Source organism: Kitasatospora sp. NPDC004745, from assembly GCF_042873275.1.
Lineage (GTDB): Bacteria > Actinomycetota > Actinomycetes > Streptomycetales > Streptomycetaceae > Kitasatospora.
Map to the genome: position 1 here is coordinate 21,080 of NZ_JBIALK010000034.1, position 22,411 is coordinate 43,490.

At 76.8% G+C, this 22,411-nt stretch carries 16 protein-coding genes; 8 read left to right on the plus strand and 8 right to left on the minus strand.

Features of this window, described 5'->3' with window-relative positions:
• Positions 1-259 precede the first annotated feature (259 nt).
• Positions 260-736: an OsmC family protein gene (locus ACFYUY_RS35450; RefSeq protein WP_360216897.1), complete on the minus strand. Its 477-nt coding sequence runs from the start codon at positions 734-736 to the stop codon at positions 260-262.
• A gap of 272 nt (positions 737-1,008) precedes the next feature.
• A complete protein-coding gene (locus ACFYUY_RS35455) occupies positions 1,009-2,373 on the minus strand; it encodes a MinD/ParA family protein (protein ID WP_387907005.1) in 1,365 nt (454 codons plus the stop codon).
• A gap of 344 nt (positions 2,374-2,717) precedes the next feature.
• Here ACFYUY_RS35455 and ACFYUY_RS35460 point away from each other — a divergent pair, with 344 nt between their 5' ends.
• The 3 genes from ACFYUY_RS35460 (at position 2,718) to ACFYUY_RS35470 (ending at position 6,167) form a co-directional block, all read left to right on the plus strand.
• Positions 2,718-4,526, plus strand: a complete 1,809-nt coding sequence (locus ACFYUY_RS35460; RefSeq protein ID WP_387907007.1) for an alkyl/aryl-sulfatase — start codon at positions 2,718-2,720, stop codon at positions 4,524-4,526.
• Between the two features lie 419 nt (positions 4,527-4,945).
• Positions 4,946-5,296, plus strand: a complete 351-nt coding sequence (locus ACFYUY_RS35465) for a hypothetical protein (RefSeq protein ID WP_360216906.1) — start codon at positions 4,946-4,948, stop codon at positions 5,294-5,296.
• Positions 5,297-5,474: 178 nt separating this feature from the next.
• On the plus strand, positions 5,475-6,167 hold the full coding sequence (locus ACFYUY_RS35470; RefSeq protein ID WP_360216909.1) for a sigma-70 family RNA polymerase sigma factor: 693 nt from the start codon (positions 5,475-5,477) through the stop codon (positions 6,165-6,167).
• Between the two features lie 65 nt (positions 6,168-6,232).
• Here the strand turns inward: ACFYUY_RS35470 and ACFYUY_RS35475 are convergent, their stop codons facing one another.
• Positions 6,233-9,091, minus strand: coding sequence for a BTAD domain-containing putative transcriptional regulator (locus ACFYUY_RS35475; RefSeq protein WP_387907010.1), 2,859 nt, complete (start codon positions 9,089-9,091; stop codon positions 6,233-6,235).
• A 288-nt stretch (positions 9,092-9,379) separates the two neighbouring features.
• On the opposite strand from ACFYUY_RS35475, the gene ACFYUY_RS35480 reads away from it, so the two are divergent.
• Entirely contained in the window at positions 9,380-12,079 is a 2,700-nt protein-coding gene (locus ACFYUY_RS35480) for a BTAD domain-containing putative transcriptional regulator (protein WP_387907013.1), read from the plus strand.
• Positions 12,080-12,412: 333 nt separating this feature from the next.
• Entirely contained in the window at positions 12,413-14,839 is a 2,427-nt protein-coding gene (locus tag ACFYUY_RS35485; RefSeq protein WP_363365317.1) for a tetratricopeptide repeat protein, read from the plus strand.
• Positions 14,840-14,867: 28 nt separating this feature from the next.
• Here ACFYUY_RS35485 and ACFYUY_RS35490 read toward each other — a convergent pair whose 3' ends face one another.
• On the minus strand, positions 14,868-16,130 hold the full coding sequence (locus tag ACFYUY_RS35490; RefSeq protein ID WP_387907016.1) for a serine hydrolase domain-containing protein: 1,263 nt from the start codon (positions 16,128-16,130) through the stop codon (positions 14,868-14,870).
• 304 nt (positions 16,131-16,434) lie between these two features.
• Between ACFYUY_RS35490 and ACFYUY_RS35495 the strand changes: the two genes are divergently transcribed.
• On the plus strand, positions 16,435-17,346 hold the full coding sequence (locus tag ACFYUY_RS35495; protein WP_360221648.1) for an alkaline phosphatase family protein: 912 nt from the start codon (positions 16,435-16,437) through the stop codon (positions 17,344-17,346).
• A 114-nt stretch (positions 17,347-17,460) separates the two neighbouring features.
• Here ACFYUY_RS35495 and ACFYUY_RS35500 read toward each other — a convergent pair whose 3' ends face one another.
• Complete coding sequence (locus ACFYUY_RS35500; RefSeq protein ID WP_387907020.1) at positions 17,461-18,732, minus strand: MFS transporter; 1,272 nt, start codon at positions 18,730-18,732, stop codon at positions 17,461-17,463.
• A gap of 115 nt (positions 18,733-18,847) precedes the next feature.
• Between ACFYUY_RS35500 and ACFYUY_RS35505 the strand changes: the two genes are divergently transcribed.
• Both ACFYUY_RS35505 and ACFYUY_RS35510 read left to right on the plus strand, forming a co-directional pair.
• Positions 18,848-19,375, plus strand: a complete 528-nt coding sequence (locus ACFYUY_RS35505) for a MarR family winged helix-turn-helix transcriptional regulator (RefSeq protein WP_360221654.1) — start codon at positions 18,848-18,850, stop codon at positions 19,373-19,375.
• Between the two features lie 165 nt (positions 19,376-19,540).
• Positions 19,541-20,212, plus strand: coding sequence for a hypothetical protein (locus tag ACFYUY_RS35510; protein ID WP_360221657.1), 672 nt, complete (start codon positions 19,541-19,543; stop codon positions 20,210-20,212).
• Here ACFYUY_RS35510 and ACFYUY_RS35515 read toward each other — a convergent pair.
• From ACFYUY_RS35515 to ACFYUY_RS35525, 3 genes are all read right to left on the minus strand, one after another.
• Positions 20,200-21,246, minus strand: a complete 1,047-nt coding sequence (locus ACFYUY_RS35515; protein ID WP_387907025.1) for a hypothetical protein — start codon at positions 21,244-21,246, stop codon at positions 20,200-20,202. The genes ACFYUY_RS35510 and ACFYUY_RS35515 overlap by 13 nt on opposite strands.
• A gap of 141 nt (positions 21,247-21,387) precedes the next feature.
• Entirely contained in the window at positions 21,388-21,894 is a 507-nt protein-coding gene (locus ACFYUY_RS35520; RefSeq protein ID WP_387907028.1) for a GNAT family N-acetyltransferase, read from the minus strand.
• A 42-nt stretch (positions 21,895-21,936) separates the two neighbouring features.
• Entirely contained in the window at positions 21,937-22,407 is a 471-nt protein-coding gene (locus ACFYUY_RS35525; protein WP_387907031.1) for a DUF1348 family protein, read from the minus strand.
• Positions 22,408-22,411: the final 4 nt, after the last annotated feature.

Below are 22,411 nucleotides of genomic sequence, written 5' to 3' on the forward strand. Positions count from 1 at the left end.
GTCGCGCGCCCGGGCCTCACTGTGCCGCCCACCACCGTCACCGACGATCTCCGCCAGGCGGAGGAAGTTCATCCGCTCCGGCCCCGCCCGCTCGCGCCGGCTCCACCGAGCCCGCGGCCGACGCCCGCCGGCTGATCCGCCGGTGCGACGAGGTGGCCGGCTACATCGCCGTGGCCGGGGCGGTAGTCGGGGCCGGCGACCGCCCCGGCCGGCCCGCTGCTCCGGGCCGGACTGCTCCGGGCCGGTCGGACCGGTCCCGTCACTCCCGGCCCGCGACCGTCACCTCGGGCTCGTGCAGCACCGGGAAGTTGACCGAGTTGGCGATGAAGCAGCCGCGGTTCGCCTCCGTGTGCAGGGCGAGGGCCCTCTCCACCATGCCCGCCTCGGCGACCTCGATCCGCGGGTGCAGCACCACCGAGGTGAAGTGCCCGCTGCCGGCGGCGACGGCCATGGTGCCCACCGGGCGGTCGACGTACGAGGTCACCACGACCCCGTTCACCGCGCACTGGTACAGGTACGACATCAGGTGGCACTGAGCGAGCGCGGCGAGCAGCAGCTGCTCCGGGTTCCAGCGCGCCGGGTCGCCGCGGAAGGCGGGGTCGGCGGAGCCGAGGATGGTCGGCAGGCCCTCGACGGCTACGTCGTGGTCGCGGGAGTAGGAGCGGTAGTCGCTGGTGCCGGCACCCAGATTGCCGGTCCAGGTGATCTCGGCGGTGTACGCGTACTGCCTGGCCATGCGGATGCCTCCGAGCGGGCGGATACGGGCGTTCTCCGGGCGGACTCCGGCCGGGCCGTGGGCCGGAAGGGCCGCGGCCCGGCCAGTCAACCGCAGCGAGGCGCCCCGCGCGAGGCCCGGCGTCGTTCGGCCACCCGGTCGAGGACCACCCGGAGGTCGGCGCGACGCGCTTGATGCCGACCGGCGACCGGTTGGCAGCGCGGGCTTCGAGGTGGGTGGTCGCAGCCCGCTTCTGCATCGAGGGCCGGGGGTACCACGGCTGACCTCCGCGGTCACGGGCCGAGTACGGGCCCGAGTGCGGGCGCGGGCGCGACGAGGGGGATGCCCGCGGCGACCAGCGCGGTGAGTTCGAGGTAGCTGCGGCGGGTCCGCGGGCGGAGCTTGGCGGGGTCGAACTCGCCGCCGAGGGCCAGGTGTTCGTCGAAGGGCAGGACGACGACACCGCGGCACCGGCGCTCGAAGTGGGCGACCAGCTCCTCGACCCGGATGGACCGGCCACCGGCCCGGATGCCGGAGATCAGGGTGACGCTGCGCTCCGCGAGGTGGGCGTAGCCGTTGGCGCGGAGCCACTCCAGGGTGCTGTCGGCGCTGCTCGCGCCGTCGACGCCGGTGGTGGCGGTGACGACGAGCTGGTCGGCGAGGTCGAGGACGGCGCGGGTGGAACCGTGCAGCAGGCCGGTGCCGCAGTCGCTGAGGACGATCGGGTACTGGCGGCTGAGCAGCTCGACGAGCCGGCGGTAGTCCTCGCCGCCGAAGCCGTTGGCGACGGCGGGGTCGGCGTGGTTGGCGATGACCTCCAGCCCGCTGGGGGTGAGCGAGGTGAAGCGCCGGACGTCCATGTACCCGGAGATGCCGGGTGCGGCGGCGAGCAGGTCCTGGATGGTCGCGGGGGTCTCACGGTGGATCCGGCGGCCGAGGGTGCCGGTGTCCGGGTTGGCGTCGACGGCGATGACCTTGTCGGCGCGGGTCCCGGCGAGGACGGAGCCGAGCGCCAGGGTGGCCGAGGTCTTGCCGACCCCGCCCTTGAGGCCGACGACGGCGATCCGGAAGGAGCGGTGCAGCGGGGTGCGGATGGTGGCCGTGAGCCGCTCCCGTTCGCGTTCCCGCTCGCCCCGGGCGAGGCCGAGGCCGCGGCCGAGCCCGCCGGACAGGGCGGGCAGGGCGGGCAGGCCGAGGGACCGCCGGGGCCGGGGCGCGGCGGCTGAAGGCTGCGGCGCCGGGGCCGCCGCCGGGACGTGCGCGGCGGGTGCGAAGCGTGGCGCCGGCGGCACGGGGGCGAGCCGGGCGAAGGGCGGCGGGACGGCCGGGGCCGACGGGGCCGACGGGACGGCCGGGGCCGGGCTCGGGGCGGGCCGGGCCTCCGGGGGCACCAGGACGGTGCCGAGGACGTCCAGCGGCCGGCGCCAGTCGGGTGAGGGTGCCGTCGCCGGCCCCGTCGTCGTCGGCCCGGGCCCGGTGGGCGGCGCCGCGGTCGCCCCGGCGGGCCCCCCGACGGCTGCCCCGGCGAGGACCGGGGCGGCCACCCCGGCGGCTGCCCCGGCGGGCGCGGTGCGGGGGCCGTAGTCGGGGGCGAGGTCCCAGTCCGGGCCCTGCGCCAGACGGTGCACCCGCCCGGTGTGCATGTGGTCGGCGGCCACCTGTTCGCCTCCTGTCGCCGTGTCGGCCCCGTCTCGTGCCGCGGTCGCCGGCGCCCCCGACGCCGACCGCGCGCGGGCCGTCCGACCCGTTCAACGGACGGGAGGGGCCACCGCGTTCAACGCCCCCGACGGCGGCGTCCTGCTCAACTGCGGGGTCGCGCCCAGGGAGGGCGCCCGGCCGAGGGGCGGGACCGGTCCGCGCCGCCGCCCGACCGGCGCGGAACCCACCCGAACGGCACGGCGGACGGGCGCCCGGCCCGGCGGCGGCCAAGAATCGGGAAGGTCGTGCGACGGGCGGGGCGCCCCCTCGCCCGCGCCGCCGCCCCCGGCGACTGGAGGCAGGAATGACGGCGCTGGACTTCTCCGACCGGACGGACTTCGAGGACGCCGACCGCGGGTTCCTGGCCGGGCCCCCGTCCGGCACGGTCACCGGTCGCGACGGCCGGGTCGTCTGGGACTTCGAGCGCACGGCGTTCCTGGCGGGCGACTGCCCGGAGACCGTCCACCCGAGCCTGTGGCGGCAGTCCCAGCTGTGCGCCCGCGCCGGCCTGTACGAGGTCACCGAGGGCGTGTACCAGGTCCGCGGCTACGACCTGTCGAACATGACCCTGATCGAGGGGGAGCGCGGCGTCGTGGTGGTGGACCCGCTGGTGTCCGCCGAGACGGCCGCGGCGGCCCTCGCGCTCTACCGGGACAGGCGCGGCGACCGGCCGGTCACCGGGGTGGTCTTCACCCACTCGCACATCGACCACTTCGGCGGGATCCTCGGGGTCCTCGCCCCCGGCGACGGCACGCCGGTCCTCGCCCCCGCCGGATTCCTGGCGAACTCGGTCGCGGAGAACGTCTACGCGGGCACGGCGATGCTGCGCCGCGGCATGTACTACTCGGGCGCGGCCGTGCCGCCCGGCCCGACCGGGCAGGTCGGCATGGGGCTCGGCTTCGCCGCCTCGGAGGGCGAGCCCGGGCTGGTCGCGCCGACCCTGGAGATCACCCGCACCGGGCAGGAGGAGACGCTCGACGGCGTGCCGTTCCGGTTCCAGCTCACCCCCGGCACCGAGGCGCCGTCCGAACTGAACTTCCACCTGCCCGCGCACCGCGCGCTCTGCACGGCCGAGAACGCCACCCACAACCTGCACAACATCCTGACCCTGCGCGGCGCGCTGGTCCGCGACGCCCGGGTCTGGTCGCGCTACCTGAACGAGACGCTGACCCTGTTCGGCGCGGACAGCGACGTCCTGTTCGCCTCGCACCACTGGCCGACCTGGGGCACCGACCGGATCGCCCGCTTCCTCGCCGAGCAGTGCCAGCTCTACGGCTACCTGCACGACCAGACCCTGCGGCTGCTCAACCAGGGCCTGACCGGTGCCGAGATCGCCGAGCGGGTCGAACTGCCGCCGCGGCTCGCCGCCGCCTGGCACACCCGCGGCTACTACGGCTCGGTCAGCCACAACGTCAAGGCGGTCTACCAGCGGTACATGGGCTGGTACGACGGCCACCCGTCCTCGCTGTGGGAGCACCCGCCGGCCGCGAGCGCCCGCCGCTACGCGGACTGCATGGGCGGCGTCGACGCGGTGGTCGCCAAGGCCCGCGGCTACGCCGACGACGGGGACCTGCGCTTCGCCGCCCAACTGCTGCGGCACGCCGTCTTCGCCGACCCGGAGCACGCCGCAGCGCGCGAGCTGCTGGCCGACACCTTCGAGCGGCTGGCCTACGGCGCGGAGTGCGCGACCTGGCGCAACTGCTACCTGATGGGCGCCAGGGAGCTGCGCCACGGCGTCGAGCGCACCGCCATCGCCTCCTCCGGCCTGGCCGGCGCGCTGACCGTGGAGCAGCTCTTCGACGCGATCGCGATCCGGATCGACGGCCCGCGCGCGTGGGACCTGCGGGCGGTGATCGACTGGCACGTCACCGACCTGGACCAGTACCACCGCACCACGCTGGAGAACGGCGTCCTGGTGCACGCCCCGGTCGCCCCCGACCTCTTCGGCGCCGGGACGGACGCGGCCTTCACGCTGACCAGGGAACAGCTGGTGGTCCTGCTGGCCGGCCGGCAGCCCGAGGGCGTCACCGTGGCCGGGGACCCGACGGCGCTGAGCGCGCTGCGCTCGGTCGTCGACCGGGTCGACCCGGACTTCCCGATCGTCACACCGTAGGGAGTGTCGTGCGGATCACTCCCCGGGGCCCGTGAACCGCCCCCGGCGGGGGGCCCGTTGAGCGGGTCGGGGCGCGCGGCGCGCCCCGACGGCCCGGGAGGACCCGTATGCGCACCACCCCGCACCCCACGATCCGCGCCACGGCCCGGCCGAGGGCCCGCCACGGCTCCTCGGGCACGGCCTAGGACGCCCCCGGCGGCGCCTTGTGGATCTTGACGGACCCGGCGGGGATCCGCAGGATACCGCCGAGCCGTACCGGCCGGGCCGACCCGGCGGCAGCCGGGCGGCCGTACCGGAAAACCCTCTGCCGGACCGGCCGTCAGTGGATACCGTCTCCGGGTGGCACTCGGTGCACGCCGAGTGTCATGCAGGAGGAACCGGCGTGAGTCCCGTGCGAACGGGACGGGGGAGGGACAACGATGGATCCGGACGGGCCGGACGTGCGCGAGGTCGTCGCGGCGCTGGTGCGGCAGGTCGCTCCGAGCGAGCCCGGGCCGCCCGTGCTGGCGGTGCCCGAGGGGCCGGCCGAGGAGGTGATCGCCGTCGCCAGGCGGCTCGCCCTGCGGGCGCTGCCGGCCGAGCGGTGGCGGCCGGAGCCGCCGCCCGGCCTGCGACGGCTCGCCGAGGCGCTGGTGGTCGACGAGCACCCGTCGGCGACCGACTGGTCGTCCGCGGAGCGGGACCGGCTCGCGACCTGGGTCGCGGTGCTGATCGAGTACCACGGCGAGGACGGCGTCCAGGAGCTGGTGCGGGCGCTCAACGCGGCCTGACCCGGTGCGGGCCCGGCCCCGCGGCGGCGGCCCGGCCCGAGGCCGGGCCCGCGCGGGGCCGGGGGCGTTGGCGGATCGTTGGTGCGGCCTTGGCGGGCCCCGGCAGGCTGCTGCCGTAGCCGCCTGGGACGTCCGGTCGGTGGTCGCCCCGCCCCTGGCCCGATCTGAGAGGTCGCGCGTGTCGAAGCAGCCCGTCGCCCAGCCCCTGTCCGTCACCCAGCCGTCCGCCGGCCCGGCGGCCGGCACGGACCCGTCGGCCGCCACGGCTGCCGTCCCCGCGCAGCGCACCCCGCGGGACGCCCGCCCCACCCTCGACCCGGAGATCCTGGCCGAGATCCACCGGCTGCACGGCGGCTACCTGCTGCGCGCCCTGCTGCGTGCCACCGGCGGCGACCGCGGCAAGGCCGAGGACATCCTGCAGGAGACCCTGCTGCGCGCCTGGCAGCACCCGGAGGCGCTGTCCGCCGGAGCCGAGCAGGCCCGCCCCTGGCTCTTCACCGTCGCCCGCCGGATCGCCATCGACCACTACCGGATGGCCGCCGCCCGCGCCAAGGAGGTCATCGGCGAACCCCTGGAGGACCGCCCGCTCTGCGACGACCCGTACGAACAGGTGGTCGTCGCCCGGGACATCGCGCTGGCGCTGCGGCGGGTGCAGAAGCACCACCGCGAGGTGCTGGTCGAACTCCACCTGAAGGACCGCTCGGTGGTGGAGGCGGCGGCCCGCCTCGGGGTGCCGCCGGGCACCGTCAAGTCCCGCAACTTCTACGCGATCCGGGCGCTGCGCCCGGTGCTGTCCGCGGAGCACGGCTACGGCCCGGGTGAGGGCCGCGGCGCCCGGGGCGGGGCCCGCTCCGGCGCCGTCGCGCAGTGACCCCGCCCGCGGCGCGGTGACCCCGGCCGTGGCGCGGTGACCGCCGGTCAGCCGGTGCCCCCCGGTCAGAACGACCGGGACGAGCGCAGCTTCAACGACTCCTCCAACCCGCCGGTGAACTCGCTCACGAACCCGGCCAGCCGGTCGTGGCGGTCGAACCGGTCCAGCGCCAGCCGCAGCCGCTTCGTCCCCTCGCGCTCCCGGCCGCGCGCCAGCAGCAGCCCGGCGTAGGACTGTTCGGCGATCGCGTGCAGGTAGAGCAGGCCCGCCTCCTCGCAGGCGGCCAGCAGCCGGTGCCAGGCCAGGTCGACCTCCTGGTCGTGGACGGTCGGCGGCAGCGACTGCGCCTCGGTCAGCATCGACCAGATGTGGACCTGGGTGACGGGGACGGCCGGCAGCAGCTGCCTGGCCTCGCGGGACCGGCGCTGCGCGCCCTCCCGGTCGCCGCCCGCCAGGTTCACCCAGCCCTGGTGGACGAGGGCGTCGACCAGCCGCCGGCGGTCCCCGGCCTCCAGCGCCAGCGCGGTCGCGGAGGCCGCCAGCCGGTCCGCCTCGGCGGCGCTGCCGGTCATCGCGGTGACCAGCCCCAGGGTGGCGAGCGCCCGGACGCGCGCCGACACGGCCACCGGCCCGGCCATCGACCGGGTGGCGTCCACGGCCTTGCGCACCACCTCGGCCGCCTCGTGGCGCCGTTCGAGCGCCACCAGGGCCTGCGCCCGGCTGACGTGCAGCAGCGCGCTCGCGACCGGGTCGCCGCAGCGCTCGGCCGCCGCCTCGCCCACCCGGGCGCACCGCAGCCAGTCGGTGAAGCGGCTGGCGCCGTAGTACAGCGACCCGCAGGTCAGGGCGAGCCGCCAGGCCCGGTCCGGGGCGGTGCTGTCGGCGGTGTCGATCAGCGCGCGGATCGCGGGTTCCTCCGCCCGGAACCAGTCCAGGGCGGTGCGGATGTCCGTCGCGGGCGGCAGCGCGTGCAGCGGCAGCACCGGGGCGTCGTCGTCCTCCTGGCCCGGGTCGAGGTACGCGCCGCAGTGCCGCAACGCCGCGTGGTAGTAGTCCACCAGGCGCTCCCAGGCGAGGCGCCGGCACTCCTCGGGCTGCTCGGCGAGCAGCCCGGCGCTGAACAGCCGGACCAGTTCGGTGCGGCCGTAGCGGCCCGGGGCGGTGCCGGTGAGCAGGTGGTGGGCGGTCAGCTCGCCGAGCGCCCGGCGGGCGGCGACCGCGTCGGCCCCGAGCAGCGCGGCGCCGGCCAGGGCGTCCACCTCCCGGCCCGGGTGGACGGCGAGCAGGGTGAGCAGCTCGGCCGCGGTGGGGGAGAGCCGGCGGAAGGTGCGCCGCAGTTCGGTGGCGACACCGGTCGCGCCGTCGGCGTCCAGGACGGACAGGCGGGTGCCCTCGTCGGCGAGTTCGGCGGCCAGCTCGGCGATCGTCCAGTCCGGCCGGGTGGCCAGCCGGGCGGCGGCGATCCGCAGCGCCAGCGGCAGGTGGTCGCAGAGCGCGGCGAGCTCGGCGGCCGCGGCCGGTTCTGCCCGCAGCCGCTCGGTGCCCAGTGCCCCCTCCAGCAGCCGCAGGGCGTCGGCCTCGGGCAGCGCCTCCAGCCGCAGCAGTGCGGCGCCGTCGGCGGACACCAGGCCCTCCAGGGAGCCCCGGCTGGTCACCACGGTGGCGCAGCCCGGGCCCTCCGGCAGCAGGTCGGCGACCTGGTCGGCGTCGGCGGCGTCGTCCAGCACCACCAACAGGCGCCGCCCCCGGGTGCGGTCGCGGTAGAGCGCGGCCCGGCCGTCGCGGTCCGCCGGGACGGCCTCCCGCGCGACCCCGAGGGCCTGCAGGAAGCGGTCCAGGGCGGTGTCCGGGTCCACCGGGCCCTCGGGGTCCAGCCCCTGCAGGTCGGCGAAGAGCTGCCCGTCCGGGAAGTCCGCGGCGCGGCCGTGCGCCCAGGAGGCGACCAGCGTGGTCTTGCCGGACCCGGCCGGGCCGACCACCAGCGCGAGGCCGTCCCCGGAACGCTCCGGGCCGCACTCGCGGTCCAGCCAGCCCGCCTCGGCCCCCCGGCCGACGACGTCGAGCGGCCGGCGGGGCAGCTGCCGCGGCACCCGCGGCACCACCGCGGGGACGGCCGGGCCCGCGGGGGAGACCGGGGCGGTGAGCGTGGCGGGGCCCGCAGGGTCCGCGTCCTGCGCGCGGTCCCCGGACAGGACCTCGGCGAGCGCCGCCTCCAGCGCCGGGCCGGGCCGCAGCCCCAGCTCGCGGTCCAGCCGCCGCCGGGCCCGGTGGTAGGCCGCCAGCGCGTCCGCCGGCCGCCCGGCCTGGTGCAGGCAGCGCATCAGCAGCGCCACCATCTCCTCGCGCAGCCCGTCGGCGCGCACGTTCTGCTCGAGCGCGGGCACCGCCGCGGCGCCGCTGCCCTGGCGCAGCCGCAGGCCCGCCCAGCTGAGCACGGCGGCCGAGTGGGCCTGGTCCAGCTGGTCCACGGCGGCCGAGCGCAGCGCGGTGTCCGGGAGGTCGGCCAGCGCCTCGCCGCGCCACAGCCGCAGCGCCTGCTCCAGCAGCGCGATCGCCTCCGCGTCCGCCGCCCGGGAGCCGCGTCCGGCCCGCTCCCCGGCCCGGCCGGTCAGCGACTCGAAGAGCAGCGCGTCCACCTCGTCGGCCGGACCGTCCAGCAGGTAGCCGGGCGAGCGGGTGTGCAGCACGAACGGCGTGCCGGCGAGCGCCTTGCGCAGCGCGGCCACGTGCCCCTGCAGCGCCGCCCGGGCACTGGCCGGCGGCCGGTCGCCCCAGAGCAGCTCGGAGAAGCCGTCCACCCCGACCACCCGGCCGAGCCGCAGTGCCAGCAGCGCCAGGATCGCCCGGCGCTGCGCGCCCGGCAGCGACACGAACCCGTCCGTCCCGGCCCGCAGCTCGACCGGCCCCAGGAGCCGAATCCGCACCAGTTACCCCCACTCACCCCACGAGAACCAGGGCGTCCCCCCGCCCCACGACCACCGGGGGCGTGCCCCGGGGTGGTGCAGTGTAGTGCCCTGAACTGTCCTGTTCGCGCCAGATCGCCCGCCCGCGACGGCCGGGCGTGTCCCGCGCCACCCGGCACCGCGGCGGGCCGGCTCCCCGCGGCCCGGAGTTCGCGGACGGATCCTGCACCTATCCTCAAGAACGCCGGAAGGCCGCCCACGGTTGTCGGCGGCGGCGGATCCGCCGGCCACAGGGGAGGAGAGGGCCGCATGCACATCGACCTGCTCGGGCCGGTCGCCGTACGACGGGACGACGGGACGACGGTCACGCCCTCGGCTCCGAAACGCCGCGCCCTGCTCAGCACCCTCGCCATCCGGCTCAACCAGACCGTCGGCACCGACGAACTGATCGAGCTGGTCTGGGACGGCGAGGCCCCGCCCACCGCCCGGGCCGCGCTCCAGGGCCACGTCGCGGCCCTGCGGCAACTCCTCGACGACCCCCGGCTGACCCTCGACACCCGCGGCGGCGGCTACCTGCTCACCGGCGACCCGGACCGCGTCGACCTGCTGCGCTTCGGCCTGCTCTGCGACCGGGCGGGCGTGCTGCTGCCCACCCCGCCGCCGCCCGCCGGGCACGCCGGGACGGGCCCGCCCGACCCGGCCGTCCCGCTGCTGCGCACCGCCCTGGACCTCTTCCGCGGCCCGGCCCTCGCGGACTGCGGCTCCGCACTGCTGCGCGAGCGCACCCTGCCCTCCCTCACCGACCTGCGGCTGCGCGCCCTGGACCGGCTCGCCGAGGGGCTCCTGGGCGCCGGCCGAGGCGGCGAACTGGCCGCCGAGCTCGCCGAGGCTGCGGCCGCCCACCCGAGCCGTCAGACGCTCGCGGCCCGGCTGGTCCGCTGCCTCGAGCAGGCCGGCCGCCGGGACGAGGCGCAGGCCCGGTACGACCTGGCGGTCGCCCGGCTGGCCGGACCGCCCGGGCCGGAGCTGCGCCGCGCCGGTGAGCTGCTGGCCGGCGGACCGGAACGGCCGGCCGACGACGCCGACCGCCCCACCCCGTTCGCGCGGCTCGGCCCCCCGGACCGCCGGTTCACCGGCCGGTCCGCCGACCTCGGCCGGCTGGACGCGGCCCTGGCCGACGCCGCCCGCAGCGGCCGCCCGATCCTGGTCACCGGGCCCGCCGGGGCGGGCAAGACCAGCCTGGTCCGGCACTGGGCGCAGCGCGCGGCCGGGCACTTCCCGGACGGCCTCCTGCACGCCGACCTGCTCGGCTTCGACCCGGCCGGGCCGCGGGAGCCCGCCGAGGTGCTGGCCGGCTTCCTGCTCGCCCTCGGCGAGCCGGCGGACGCCCTGCCCGCCTGCCCCGAGGAGCGGGCCCGGCGCTACCGGGAGCTGCTGGCCGACCGCCGGACGCTGGTCGTGCTGGACGACGCGTTCTCCTACGAGCAGCTCGCACCGCTGCTGCCCGACCCGCCCGCACCGGGCGGCGGCGCACCCGTCACCGTCGTCACCAGCCGCAGCCGGCTGCGCCACCTGCTGGTCCGCGAGGGCGGCACCGCCCTCCCGCTCGGCCCGCTCACCGCGGAGGGCGCGGCCGACCTCCTCGACCGCGCCCTCGGCACCGCGCGGGTGGCCGCCGAACCGGAGGCCGCCGCCGAGCTCGCCACCGCCTGCGACCACCTGCCGCTCGCCCTGCGGCTGGCCGCCGGCCGGCTCGCCGCCCACCCCGGCTGGTCGCTGGCCGACCTGGTCGAGGAGCTCGCCGACGAACAGACCGGCCTCTCCACGCTGGCCGGCACCGGGCGCGGACCGCTCGGCCTCACCGCCGCCCTGGACCGCACCTACCGGACCCTGCCGCCCGCCCCCGCCCGGCTGTTCACCCTGCTCGGGCTGCACCCGGGCGCCGTCATCGACACCGCCACCGCCGCCGCGCTCGCCGACCTGCCGCGCGCCACCACCCGCACCCTGCTGACCCGGCTGGACGCCGTCCACCTCCTGGAGGAGACCACCCCCGGCCGGTACGTCCGGCGCGAGCTGGTCCGCCGTTACGCGGCCCGCCAGGCCGCCGAACTCACCTGCGACGAGCGGTTCGTGGCGCTCGACCGGCTGATCGCCCACTACCTCGCGGTCACCGCCGCGTGGACGGTGGACGGGGGCCCGCCGGCGCCCGCCGAGGCGGCCGCCTGGTTCGGGCGCGAGGAGGCCGCACTGCACGCTGTGGTGGTCTGCGCCGAGCAGTTCGGCCGGACGACGGAGGCCTGGCAGCTCGCGCACCGCACCAGCCTGCTCTACGAGGCCACCGGCCACGACCGGACGCACTGGCGGGCCGTCGTCGAGGCCGGCCTGCGGGCCGCGCACGCCTGCGCGGACCAGGCGGCCGTCGCCCGGCTGGCCACCGACCTCGCCGTCCTGCACGTCGAGCGGGCCGCCCACCGCACCGCGGCCGAGGAGCTGGACCGGGCCGTCGCCGCCGCGGACCGGGCCGGCGACCCGTTGCTGCGCCACCGTTGCCGCGGCCGGGTGGCCGGCGCGCTGCAGCGGGCCGGCCGCTACGACCAGGCCCTGGTGCTGTTCACCGACCTGGTCACCGCCGCCCGCGTCCCGGCCGTCGACGACCTGCTGGTCGGTGCGCTCACCGACCTGGCCGACGCCCTCGTGCTGGCCGGCGCCCCGGAGCCGGCCCTCGGCCACGCCGACGAGGCGGTGCGGATCGCCACCGGCCGCTCCGCCGACGCCGAGGCCGTCCTCGCCACCCAGAGCCGGGCCCGCGCCCTGCACGCCCTCGGCCGCGGCGACGCCGCGCTGTCCACCGCCCGGCTCGCCGTCGCCCTCGGGCGCACCGTCGGGGACGTCACGCTGGAGGCCCGCTCGCACGGGCTGCTGGCCGACCTGCTCTGCGCACTGGGCCGCACCGCCGAGGGCACGGCCGAACGGCGGCAGGCACAGGCCCTCGCCGCGGGCGAGCGCTGAGCGGGCCCGGGGCCGTCCCGGACCGGCGGTCGACGCGCGGACGGCGCCCGGGCCGGGCGCTCCCGCACCGGTGGTCCCCGTGCCGGGCCACGACCGCACAGGCAGAACCACAGGCAGAACCGTGGGCGGAAGTGATGGGCGCGACCACCCGTGCGGCGGACCGGCCCGACCGCCCGGCGGCCCGCTGCCGCCCGCCGGGCGGTGCGCCCGCCGGGCGCCCGATGCGGGGAAAGGGTCGGGTACGAGGCATACTTCTGCCCGGCATACTTCTGCCGGGGGCTGCCTGGCAGGCACGACAGCAGGCAGAAGTAACGGGTGCGATCAGGGGCGGACATGACGGCTGCGAGCGACACGGTGGCAGGTTCGGGCGCCGACGGGGGCGGCGAGTTCGGCCGCCTGCTGGCCGGCCACCGGGTGGCGGCGGGCCTCACCCAGGAGGAGCTCGCCGCGTCGGCCGGGGTCAGCCTGCGCGCCGTCGGCGACATGGAGCGCGGCCGCACCCGGGGGCCGCAGCGGCGCACCGTCCGGGCGCTGGCCGAGGCGCTGGGGCTGGACGCGGCGCGCGCCGCCACCCTGGACCGGGCCGCCCAGTCGGGCCGCCCCCGGGGCACCCGGTCGACGGCGACCGCCGGCCCCAGCGCCACCACGGGCACCGCCCCCGCCTCGCCGGACCGCGGTGCGGAGCCCGTCGCCGCCGGCGTGACCGGGCCCCCGGCCGAGCCGGAGGCCGCCGCCCCGCTCGCCCCCGGCGCCCTCGCCCTGCCCCGCGACATCGCCGACTTCACCGCCCGTGAGGACGCCCTCGCGCTGCTCGCGGACCTCGCCGGGGACGCCCAACCGGCCCATCCCCGGGTGGTCCTGATCAGCGGTCAGCCCGGCCTGGGCAAGACCGCCTTCGCCCTGCACGCCGCGCACACCCTGGCCCCGCTCTTCCCGGACGGCCAGCTCTCGCTCGACCTCGGCGGGATGTCCGCCACCCCGCTCTCCGCCCGGGACGCCCTCGGCCAGGTGCTGCGCGCCCTCGGGGTCGCGGACCGGGCGGTGCCCGCCGGTACGGAGGAGCGGGCGGGCCTCTACCGGGCGCTGGTGCGAGAGCGGCGGCTCGTCCTGGTGCTGGACAACGCCGCCGACGAGGCCCAGGTCCGCCCGCTGCTGCCCGGCTCGGGCCCGGCCGTCACCCTGGTCACCAGCCGCAACGTGCTGCCCGGCCTGGAGTCGGTGCACCGCCTGCGGCTGGACGCGCTGTCCCCGGGCGAGGCAGCCGACCTGCTGGCCCGGATCGCGGGCCGGGAGCGGATCGAGGCCGCGCCCGACGCCACCGCCGAACTGGCCCGGCTCTGCGGCTACCTTCCGCTCGCGCTGCGGATCGCCGGGCAGCGGCTGGTCGCCCGCCCGCAGCAGCCGGTGAGCCACCTGGTGCGCCAGCTGGCGGCCGAGGAGCACCGGCTGGACCTCCTGGCCACCGGTGACCTGGCCGTCCGCCCGGCCTTCGCGCTGTCCTACCGGCGGCTGCCCGCCGAGTCCCAGCTGGTGCTGCGCCGCTGCGCGCTGACCGCCGGGCACGACTTCACCGCCGCCGTCGCCGCGGCCTACGCGGGCCTGTCGGCCGCCCGCACCGAGCTGGTCCTGGAACAGCTGATCGACGCGGGGCTGGTGCAGCTGGCGACCCCGGAGCGTTACCGCCTGCACGACCTGGTGCGGCTCTACGCGGGCGAGCGGCTGGGCGTCGACGAGGAGCCCGGCGCGGTGGCGGACGCCCGTACCAGGGCGGGCGGTTGGCTGCTGGACCGGGCCGCCGAGTTCGGCCTGCGGTTCGACCCGGACCACGCCCAGGCCACGGCCGCGGGCGCCGGGCCGCACTCCGGGGGTCCGTGGGAGGGCTCCGGCCCGCCGGTGCCGCTCACCGAGGCGGCGCGCTGGCTGGAGGAGGAGCACACCGAGTGGCTGGCGGCCCTCTACCAGGCCTTCGCGGCCGGCCGGCACCGCGAGGTGATCGCCACCGCCGAGGCCATGCACTGGTTCTCGGACCGGCTGCTGAGCTGGGACCTCTGGACGGAGGTCTTCCAGCTCTCCGTCGACTCGGCCCGCGCCTGCGGCGACCGGCAGGCCGAGGTCGTGCACGTGAACTACCTGGCCTGGACCTACGTCACCTGCCTGCACCGCTACCAGCGCGGCACCGAACTCGCCGGCGAGGGGCTGGAACTGGCCCGCCGGCTCGGCGACCGCGAGCAGGAGGGCTGGGCGCTCAGCTACCTCGCCGCGGGCCTGCGCCACCTGCACCGCCACCGTGAGGCCATCGACGCCTACGGGCGGGCCGGGGAGGCCTTCGGCACCGTGACCAGCCGCTCGGCCAGGATCGGGCGGCTGGTCACCCTGCGGGGGGCCGCCAACTGCCTGCGCGACTCCGGCCGCGCCGAGGAGGCGGTGGACTACCGCCGTCGCGCGCTCGCCGGGGCGCTGGAGCTGGTGGAGCGCTGGTCCTCGCCGTTGATGCACCTGATGGCCGCCATGACGGCGCACGAACTGGGCCTGGACCGCGCCGCGCTGAAGCGCTGGCCGGCCGCCGAGAAGGCGTACCGGCAGGCCCTGACCCACTACGAGGCGATCGGCCGGCCGGACAGCATGACCAAGACGCTGACCGAGCTCGGCACGGCCCTGATCGAGCAGGGCCGTGCCGACGAGGCCCGCGAACTGCTCACCGAGGCGCTCACCGACCTGAGCACGGACGGCCCCCGGCAGAGCCACCGCCGGACGGGCTGACGCCGCGGGCCCGGCCGGGGGCGGGGCGTCAGATCCGGGTGTCCTCGACCACCGGCAGGACGTCGTCCTCGGCGAAGGCGCTCGGGGCGAAGGAGTTGCGCGCCGCGGCGGGCTTCTTGCCGCAGAAGGCCGGTTCCAGCGCGCCCATCAGGCCCTGCGTCACGGCGCCGTTGTTGGAGGCGTTGGCGAACACGACGACGGAGCGCTTGCCGTCCTGGGTGGTGAAGGACTGGGTCTGGAAGCCCTGGACGATGCCGCCGTGGCCGTACACGTCGCCGCAGGAGAGCGTGATCCGGCGCAGCCCGAGGCCGTAGGCCACCTTCGCGGTGGGGGTGGGGATGGCGGCGGTCATCTGCTTCAGCGAGTCGTCCGTGACCAGGCCGCCCTTGCTGCCGGCCACCAGTGCGGTGAGGAAGCGGTCGAGGTCGGCGGCGTCGGAGATGACGGCGCCGGCGGCCCACACCCAGGAGCCGTTCGCCAGGGTCGAGTCCAGCAGCGGCTTGGTGCGGTCGTCGTTGGTGAGGTAGCCGGTGACGTGCGCGCCCCGGATGTCCTGGTCGGGGACGACGAAGGAGGTCCTGCTCAGGCCGAGCGGCTGGATGATCCGCTCGTTCAGCACCTCCGCGTAGGGCTGGCCGGTCAGGTTCTCGACGGCGAGGCCCATCAGGACGAAGTCGGTGTTGGAGTAGGAGTAGCGGCTGCCGGGCGTGTACTGCTGGCCGTGCTTGACGGACATCGCGACGAGGTCGCGCGGCTCGTACACGGTGCTGCGGATGCGCGCCTCGAAGGCGCTGGTGGTCTCCTCGCCGGCCTGCTCCAGCAGGTCGTTGGTGTGGTCGTAGATCCCGGCGCGGTGCTCCATGACCTGGCGGCCGGTCATCGTCCAGCCGTCGGGCAGCGTCCCGGCCGGGAGATAGTCGCGCAGCGGCCGGTCGAGGTCGATCCGGCCCTCCTCCGCCAGCTGCATCACGAGAACGGCGGCGAACATCTTGCTGTTGCTGCCCACGCGGAACCGCCACGAGGAGTTCATCGGGGTCCCGTCGAGGTCGGCCTTGCCGACGGACAGCGAGCGGGTGGTGGACCCGGCGCCGTGGTCGCGGATCACCGCGAAGGCACCCGGGGCACCCGCGTCGGCGGTGGTCCTCAGGGCGGCGAGCACCGCGGCGGTGTCGGGGATGGGTGCCCCGGTGGTGTCCCGGTCGGCGGCGGCGGCGTGCGCGGCACCGGTCGCCACCAGGACGGCACCGGCGGCGGCGACGGCGAGCGGGCGGAGAAGGCTGGTCTTCGCCATGGTCCTCTGTTCTCTCGTCAGCTGACGCGGCGTCGGGCCACGTCCTCGAAGATCCACTATCACCGGCCGGGGCGGCCGCTGGCAAAGTGAACCGGACCGGACGCACCAACCGTTTCCCGGCCCGGAGCCAAGGTTTCACCTGCCGTGGCCTACCCGCGTCGACGGATCCACCCGATGCTGTTCGGGCGCTCCGAGCGTGCTCCGGCACCTCGGCCCTCCCCGCCCCACCGAGCCCGCCAGGCGTCCCGCGGTCCGCTCCCCGGCCGGACGGCCGCCACGGCCGTTCCCTACCCAAGGACTTGTCATGACTTCGCCCACGAAGCCCACCCAGCCCGTGAACCCCACCAAGCCGCGCTCCCGCCGCACCGCCACCGCCCTCGGCTCGGCCGCCGCGCTCGTGGCCGCCTCCGCCGGCCTCTGGGCCGCCACCGCCACGACCGCGCACGCCGCCGCCCTGCCGACGCCCGACCACATCATCGTGGTGGTCATGGAGAACCACGCCTACACCCAGGTCATCGGCAGCAGCAGCGCCCCGTACCTCAACTCCCTGGCCACCGGCGGCGCCAACCTCACCCAGTCGTTCGGCATCACCCACCCGAGCCAGCCGAACTACTACGCCCTGTTCTCCGGCTCCACCCAGGGCATCACCGACGACAGCTGCGTCAGCGTCGGCGCGCTCCAGGGCGCCAACCTGGCCTCCGAGGTCACCGCCGCGGGCAGGACCTGGGCCAGCTACAACGAGACCCTGCCGTCCCAGGGCAGCACCGTCTGCAGCAGCGGCAAGTACGCGCAGAAGCACAACCCGTGGTTCGGCTTCGGCAACGTCGCGCTCAGCTCGGCCAAGACCTTCGCGCAGTTCCCGACCGACTACACCACCCTGCCCAACGTCTCCTTCGTCGTGCCCAACCTCTGCAGCGACATGCACGACTGCTCGGTCGGCACCGGCGACACCTGGGTCAAGAACAACCTCGGCGCCTACGCCACCTGGGCCAAGACCCACAACAGCCTGCTCGTGGTGACCTTCGACGAGGACAACCGGCTGGCCGGCAACCGGATCCCCACCGTGATCTACGGCGCCCACGTCGCCCCCGGCAGCAGCTCGGCCACCACCTACAACCACTACAACCTGCTGCGCACCCTGGAGGACCTGGCCGGCGCCACCGGCCACGCGGGCAACGCCGCCACCGCGAGCGACATCACCGGCATCTGGAACTGACCCCGGCCGGCCCCGCTGCCCGGGGCCGGACAGCGGGAGCGGCCGTCACGTCCCCCTGCGGGGCGTGACGGCCGTGCCGAGGGCGTGTCCGGAGCGCTGCGGGACGCCCGCCGCTCAGGAGGAGCCGGCCCGGGCCGGCGGGCGCTCCGCGGCCGCCGCGTCCTCCGCGGGGGCGTCCGACGCGTCCGCGGGGGACGCCGTCCCGGCGCGGCGGACGCCGGGCACCGCCGCGGTGCCCGCGCAGACCAGCGTCACCAGCGCCGCCGTGGCCAGCAGCGGGGCCGCGTCGCCCCAGGCGTCGGCGGCCAGCGGCGCCAGGACGTAGCCGAGCGGGGCGGCGGCCAGCGAGAGCAGCCAGTCGTACGAGGTGACCCGGGCCAGCACCCCGGGCGGGAAGTCCTGCTGGACGACCGTCGCCCAGACCGGGTTGAGGAAGCCGAGCCCGGCCATCGCCACCGCGTACGCGGCCACCGTCACGGCGGCGGGGGCGGCCGCGGCGAGCGCCGCCAGCGGAAGCCCGTACAGCGCGAGGGCGAGGTTGGCGACCAGCACCGGGCGGCGCGGCCGGACCCGGCCGGCGATCAGCGACCCCGCCAGCAGGCCCACCGCGCCGGCCTGGGTGAGGGCGATCCAGACGCCGTCCCCGCCGAGGCGGGTGGTGGCGATCAGCGGCCCGAGGGTGAGCAGCACCGCGCTGGCGCCGTTCCACACCCCGTGCGCGATCAGGCTGGTCCAGTACCAGTCGCGGGCGCGCACCTCGCTCCAGCCCTCGGCGAGGTCCCGGCGCAGTGAGCGGCGCTCCCCGGGCTGGTGACGGACGGTGAGACGGGTCAGCAGGGCGGCGCTCAGCGCGAAGGAGGCGCCGTCGAGCACGAAGGCCCAGCCGGGCCCTGCGGTGTACACCAGCAGACCCGCGAGGGCCGGCCCGCCGAGCCGGGCGGCGCTGCCGGCCGAGGCGAGCAGGGCGTTGGCCCGCAGCCGGAGGCCGCCCTCCACGGTCGCCGCGACCAGTGGTGCGGCCGTCGGCATCGCGAAGGCGGAGGCGGTGCCGGCGACCGCCGACGCGGCGGCGATGTGCGCCAGGCTCGGTGTGCCGCCGGCGAGTTCGACGGCGACGAGCAGCTGGGTGGCGGCGCGCAGGAGGTCGGTGGTGAGGGCGACCCGTCGCGGGTCGAAGCGGTCCCCGACCACCCCGCCGAGCGGCAGCAGGGCCAGCCGCGGCAGCATCGCGCAGCCCAGGACGAGGGCCATCGCCGTGGCGGAGCCGGTGGCGCGGGTGATCGCGATGGCGAGTGCGGCGGGGACGGCGGCGTCGCCGAGGGTGGAGATCGTCCGGCCGGTGAAGAGGAGGCGGAAGTCGCGGTTCCGCAGGGGGTGTTCGGTCACGCGTGGCACTGTATTTCGGTACCGAAGTTTCGGCAACGAAATTTTGGCAACGAAATTTCGGTATCGAAAGACTCTCCCCGGAGGGGGACCCCGGGTCGCTTTGTAGACTCACCCCATGGCCGAGCACCCGCACCACCAGCCGACCTCGCCCCGCGACTGGACGGACGGCCACGTCGAACGCTGGCTCCCGGTGCTGCCCCACCTCGACCCCGACATCGAGGCCGCCGTCACCCGGATGTCGAAGCTCACCCGCCACCTCGGGCGGGTCCGCGAGCAGGGCGTCGCCGACTACGGCCTCCAGAAGCACGAGTTCGACACCCTGCACGTCCTCGCCGGCCGCGGCGGCCACGCCGCCCCGTCGGACCTGCGAGCCGACCTCAACCTCGCCGCCGCGTCCGTGACCGGTCGGCTGGAGGCCCTCGAACGCCGCGGGTTCGTCGTCCGCACCCCCTCGACCGCGGACCGCCGCAAGGTCGACATCGTCCTCACCGCGGCCGGCCGCGCGGCCTGGCACGAGGCGCTGGAGGTGGTGGGCCGTGAGGAGCGCCGCCTGCTGGGGGTGCTGACCGAGGAGGAGCGCCGCACCCTGTCCGACCTGCTCCGCAAGGTGCTCCTCGCGCAGGAGGCCCCCGGGGCGCAGTGAGGCCCGCGCCCGGCCGCCACCCGGCCGAGCCGCCGGTCCTTGCCGCACCGGGCAGCGGGATCGACCGTCGGCGGGCGGGGCTGGTATGGATGGGGGGTGCGATTCGATTCTGTGCCGATGCCGGCGGCGGTGGGGGAACGGCCCCGGGACGGCAGGGGCTATCCGGTGCCCGCGATCACCCCGTGGCACGCGGGTGAGCCGCAGTTCGCGCTGACCGACCACGGGCGCAGCGCCGACTGCGCGCTGCAGCGGCGCTGCTCGGTCTGCGGCGGGTTCATGCCGCGCGGCCCGGTGTGGCGGGTGGTCGGGGCTGCGGAGAGCGCGGCGATCGCCGCGGCGCTCGCCGCGGGCGGGCCGTACCGCAACCTCGCGCCGACCATGGAGGGGCCGGGCCACCGGGCCTGCATGCTGTACGCGGCGATGGTCTGCCCGTACCTGGCCCGGCCGAACGCCCGGCGGCGGGCGACGACCGGGGCCGGCCCGGACGGGCTGACGGCGGCCGCGGTGCGCGGGGCCGTGCGGGGCGGCACGGGCGCGGTGGTCGGGTTCGGCGACTACGAGTACGCCGTCACCGAGACCCGGGTGCTGTTTCGCTTCCTCGACGTGGTCGAGTTCCTGCCGCACGAGTCCGCGGACGAGCACCTGGCCGCGCTGCGCGCCGAGCTGGCGGGGCCGGGCCGTCCGGCCGGCGGGTCGGGCCGGGTCGTTCCGCCGGGCCCGGAGGCCGGGACGGGCTCGGCGACCGGACCGGGCGGGGTGGACGGGTCCGCTCAGGCGGCGGGGTCGGGCCGGGCGGACGGGGCCGCTCAGGCGGACGGGTCGGCTCAGGGGCGGTAGGCGGGCAGGCCCTTGACGGTGGAGACCGGCGCCGGGGCGGCGGACCCGTCGGCGGGGACGGTGCTGACGCCGTCGGGGGTGCGGGCCGCGATCGTCGCGCCGTCGGGGGACCACGCGGGCTCGGTGTAGTCGGTGGTGGCCGCGGGGGTGAGGTCCTTCTCGGCCTTCTGGTCCGACTGCGTGGAGCGGCTGAACAGGTGGTCGTGCCCGTTCACGGCACGGACGAAGACGATGTGCTCGCCGTCGGGGGAGAGTGCGGGCTGGGAGCCCTTGCCGAGGTCCCGGGTGGCGGGGCGGATGTAGTCGTCGTAGAGGTAGACCTCGCCGGCCGGGGTGTTGGCGTAGGCGATCTCGCCGCGCTGGCCACCCGCGTTGGACCAGGTGTTGCCGGTCTGCGGCGGCTGCGGCATGTTCTCGTTGCCGCCCTCGGAGTTGTGCGGGGTGAGGACCTCGGGGGTGCCGCCGACGTTCTTGGTCGCGATCTTCTCCAGGCGCAGGACGCCGCCCTTGGCCGCGGAGAAGACGACGGCGTCGAAGCGGTCGGCGGACTCGGGGAGGTCGCCGGGGCTCTTCGCGGCGTGCTGCCAGGTCGGGTGGGACCACGTCTCGCCGCCGGGGTTCCGGGCCAGGGTGACCTTCCCGCTGCCGTCGGGGCCGGCCACGACGAGGTCGCCGTCGCCGTTGACGAAGGCGGCCCGCTTGCCGTCCGGGGACCACGTGAGGTCCCGCACGGCCGTCCCGAAGTCGACGGTGGTGCCGTTCATCGCGACGGTCCGGGTGCCGGTGCTGATGGTCAGGTGGTTGGCGGCGGAGGTGCCGTTGACCTCCTTGGCGCCCGGGGCGGGGCTGCTCGGGCGGGCCGTGCCGCCCGGCGCCGTGCCGCCGGGGGCCGAGGTCGCCGACGCGGTGCCGCCGGGGGCGGCGGTGGGGTCGGAGCCGGAGTTCTCGGGGCCGCAGGCGGAGAGCAGCACGGCGCCGACGGTGGTCATCAGGGCGATCGCGGCCGCGGTGCCGAATCTGTTGCGCACGGACATTCCAGGTTCCCCCTCGGGTGCTGTTCGCGTTCGAGTAGGAGCGTCCCAGAGCCGGGTCAGGGGCGGGTGCGGGGGATGTCACGGTCGTGGAACAGCCGGCCCGGCCCAGGGGACGGCCGGCGGGTCGGCCCCGGCCGCCGGTCAGGCGTCCCGGACCTCCGTCCGGAAGGTCCGCAGGCCGCGCTTGTGGTAGTTGGGCAGGGCGTTGGGGTGGTCGTCGGAGTCGGTGTGCAGCCAGATCCGGCGTGCGGGCCCGCCGCCCAGGGGACTGGTGGCCCAGGCCTGACGGAGTGCCAGGGTGAGCGCGTAGCCGCCGAGGCCCCGGCCGACCATCGCGGGCAGCAGGCCGAAGGTGGTGATCTCCACCTCCCCGTCGGGGTGCGGTTCCAGGGCGACGATGCCGGCGGGCCCGCCGTGGTGGGTGAGCAGCCAGCTCTGGCGCCGGGGGTGTTCGGCGCGGTACGCCGCCCAGTCCCGTGCGGTGCGGTGGGCGCTGCGCCAGCCGTGCGGCCGGCCGACCTCGGCCTGGACCTCCTGGACGGCGGGTGACGAGCCGTCGGCGCGGGCCAGGGCGAGGCCGGCGATGGCGGGGGCCGCCCGCAGCTCTCCGGGGTCGGTCATTTCGAGGTAGGTGACGGTCGTTGCCATGCCCGCCAGGCTACGACGGGCGCGGGTGCCGCCCGCGGCCGGTCAGAGCCCGAGCTCGGTGAGGCCCGGGTGGTCGTCGGGCCGGCGGCCGAGCGGCCAGTGGAACCGGCGGTCGGCCTCGGCGATCGGCAGGTCGTTGATGGAGGCGTGGCGGTGGGCCATCAGGCCGTCCCGGTCGAACTCCCAGTTCTCGTTGCCGTACGAGCGGTACCACTGGCCGGAGTCGTCGTGCCACTCGTAGGCGAAGCGGACGGCGATGCGGTCGCCGTCGTGCGCCCAGAGTTCCTTGACGAGCCGGTAGTCGAGTTCGCGGCGCCACTTGCGGGTGAGGAACTCGGCGATCTGCCCGCGTCCGGTGAGGAACTCGGCGCGGTTGCGCCAGCGGCTGTCGGGTGTGTACGCGAGGGCGACGCGCTCGGGGTCGCGGGTGTTCCAGGCGTCCTCGGCGGCGCGGACCTTCTGTCGGGCGGTCTCCGGGGTGAACGGTGGCAGGGGAGGGCGCTGGTCGGACACGGGG

What these genes read in the sequence shown, in the direction of transcription:
- ACFYUY_RS35480 (WP_387907013.1), top strand. Translation starts at nt 9,380, where the DNA reads ATGCACATCGACCTGCTCGGGCCGGTCGCCGTACGACGGGACGACGGG.
- ACFYUY_RS35460 (WP_387907007.1), top strand. Translation starts at nt 2,718, where the DNA reads ATGACGGCGCTGGACTTCTCCGACCGGACGGACTTCGAGGACGCCGAC.
- ACFYUY_RS35450 (WP_360216897.1), bottom strand. Translation starts at nt 736, where the DNA reads ATGGCCAGGCAGTACGCGTACACCGCCGAGATCACCTGGACCGGCAAT.
- ACFYUY_RS35490 (WP_387907016.1), bottom strand. Translation starts at nt 16,130, where the DNA reads ATGGCGAAGACCAGCCTTCTCCGCCCGCTCGCCGTCGCCGCCGCCGGT.
- ACFYUY_RS35515 (WP_387907025.1), bottom strand. Translation starts at nt 21,246, where the DNA reads ATGTCCGTGCGCAACAGATTCGGCACCGCGGCCGCGATCGCCCTGATG.
- ACFYUY_RS35495 (WP_360221648.1), top strand. Translation starts at nt 16,435, where the DNA reads ATGACTTCGCCCACGAAGCCCACCCAGCCCGTGAACCCCACCAAGCCG.
- ACFYUY_RS35505 (WP_360221654.1), top strand. Translation starts at nt 18,848, where the DNA reads ATGGCCGAGCACCCGCACCACCAGCCGACCTCGCCCCGCGACTGGACG.
- ACFYUY_RS35465 (WP_360216906.1), top strand. Translation starts at nt 4,946, where the DNA reads ATGGATCCGGACGGGCCGGACGTGCGCGAGGTCGTCGCGGCGCTGGTG.
- ACFYUY_RS35520 (WP_387907028.1), bottom strand. Translation starts at nt 21,894, where the DNA reads ATGGCAACGACCGTCACCTACCTCGAAATGACCGACCCCGGAGAGCTG.
- ACFYUY_RS35485 (WP_363365317.1), top strand. Translation starts at nt 12,413, where the DNA reads ATGACGGCTGCGAGCGACACGGTGGCAGGTTCGGGCGCCGACGGGGGC.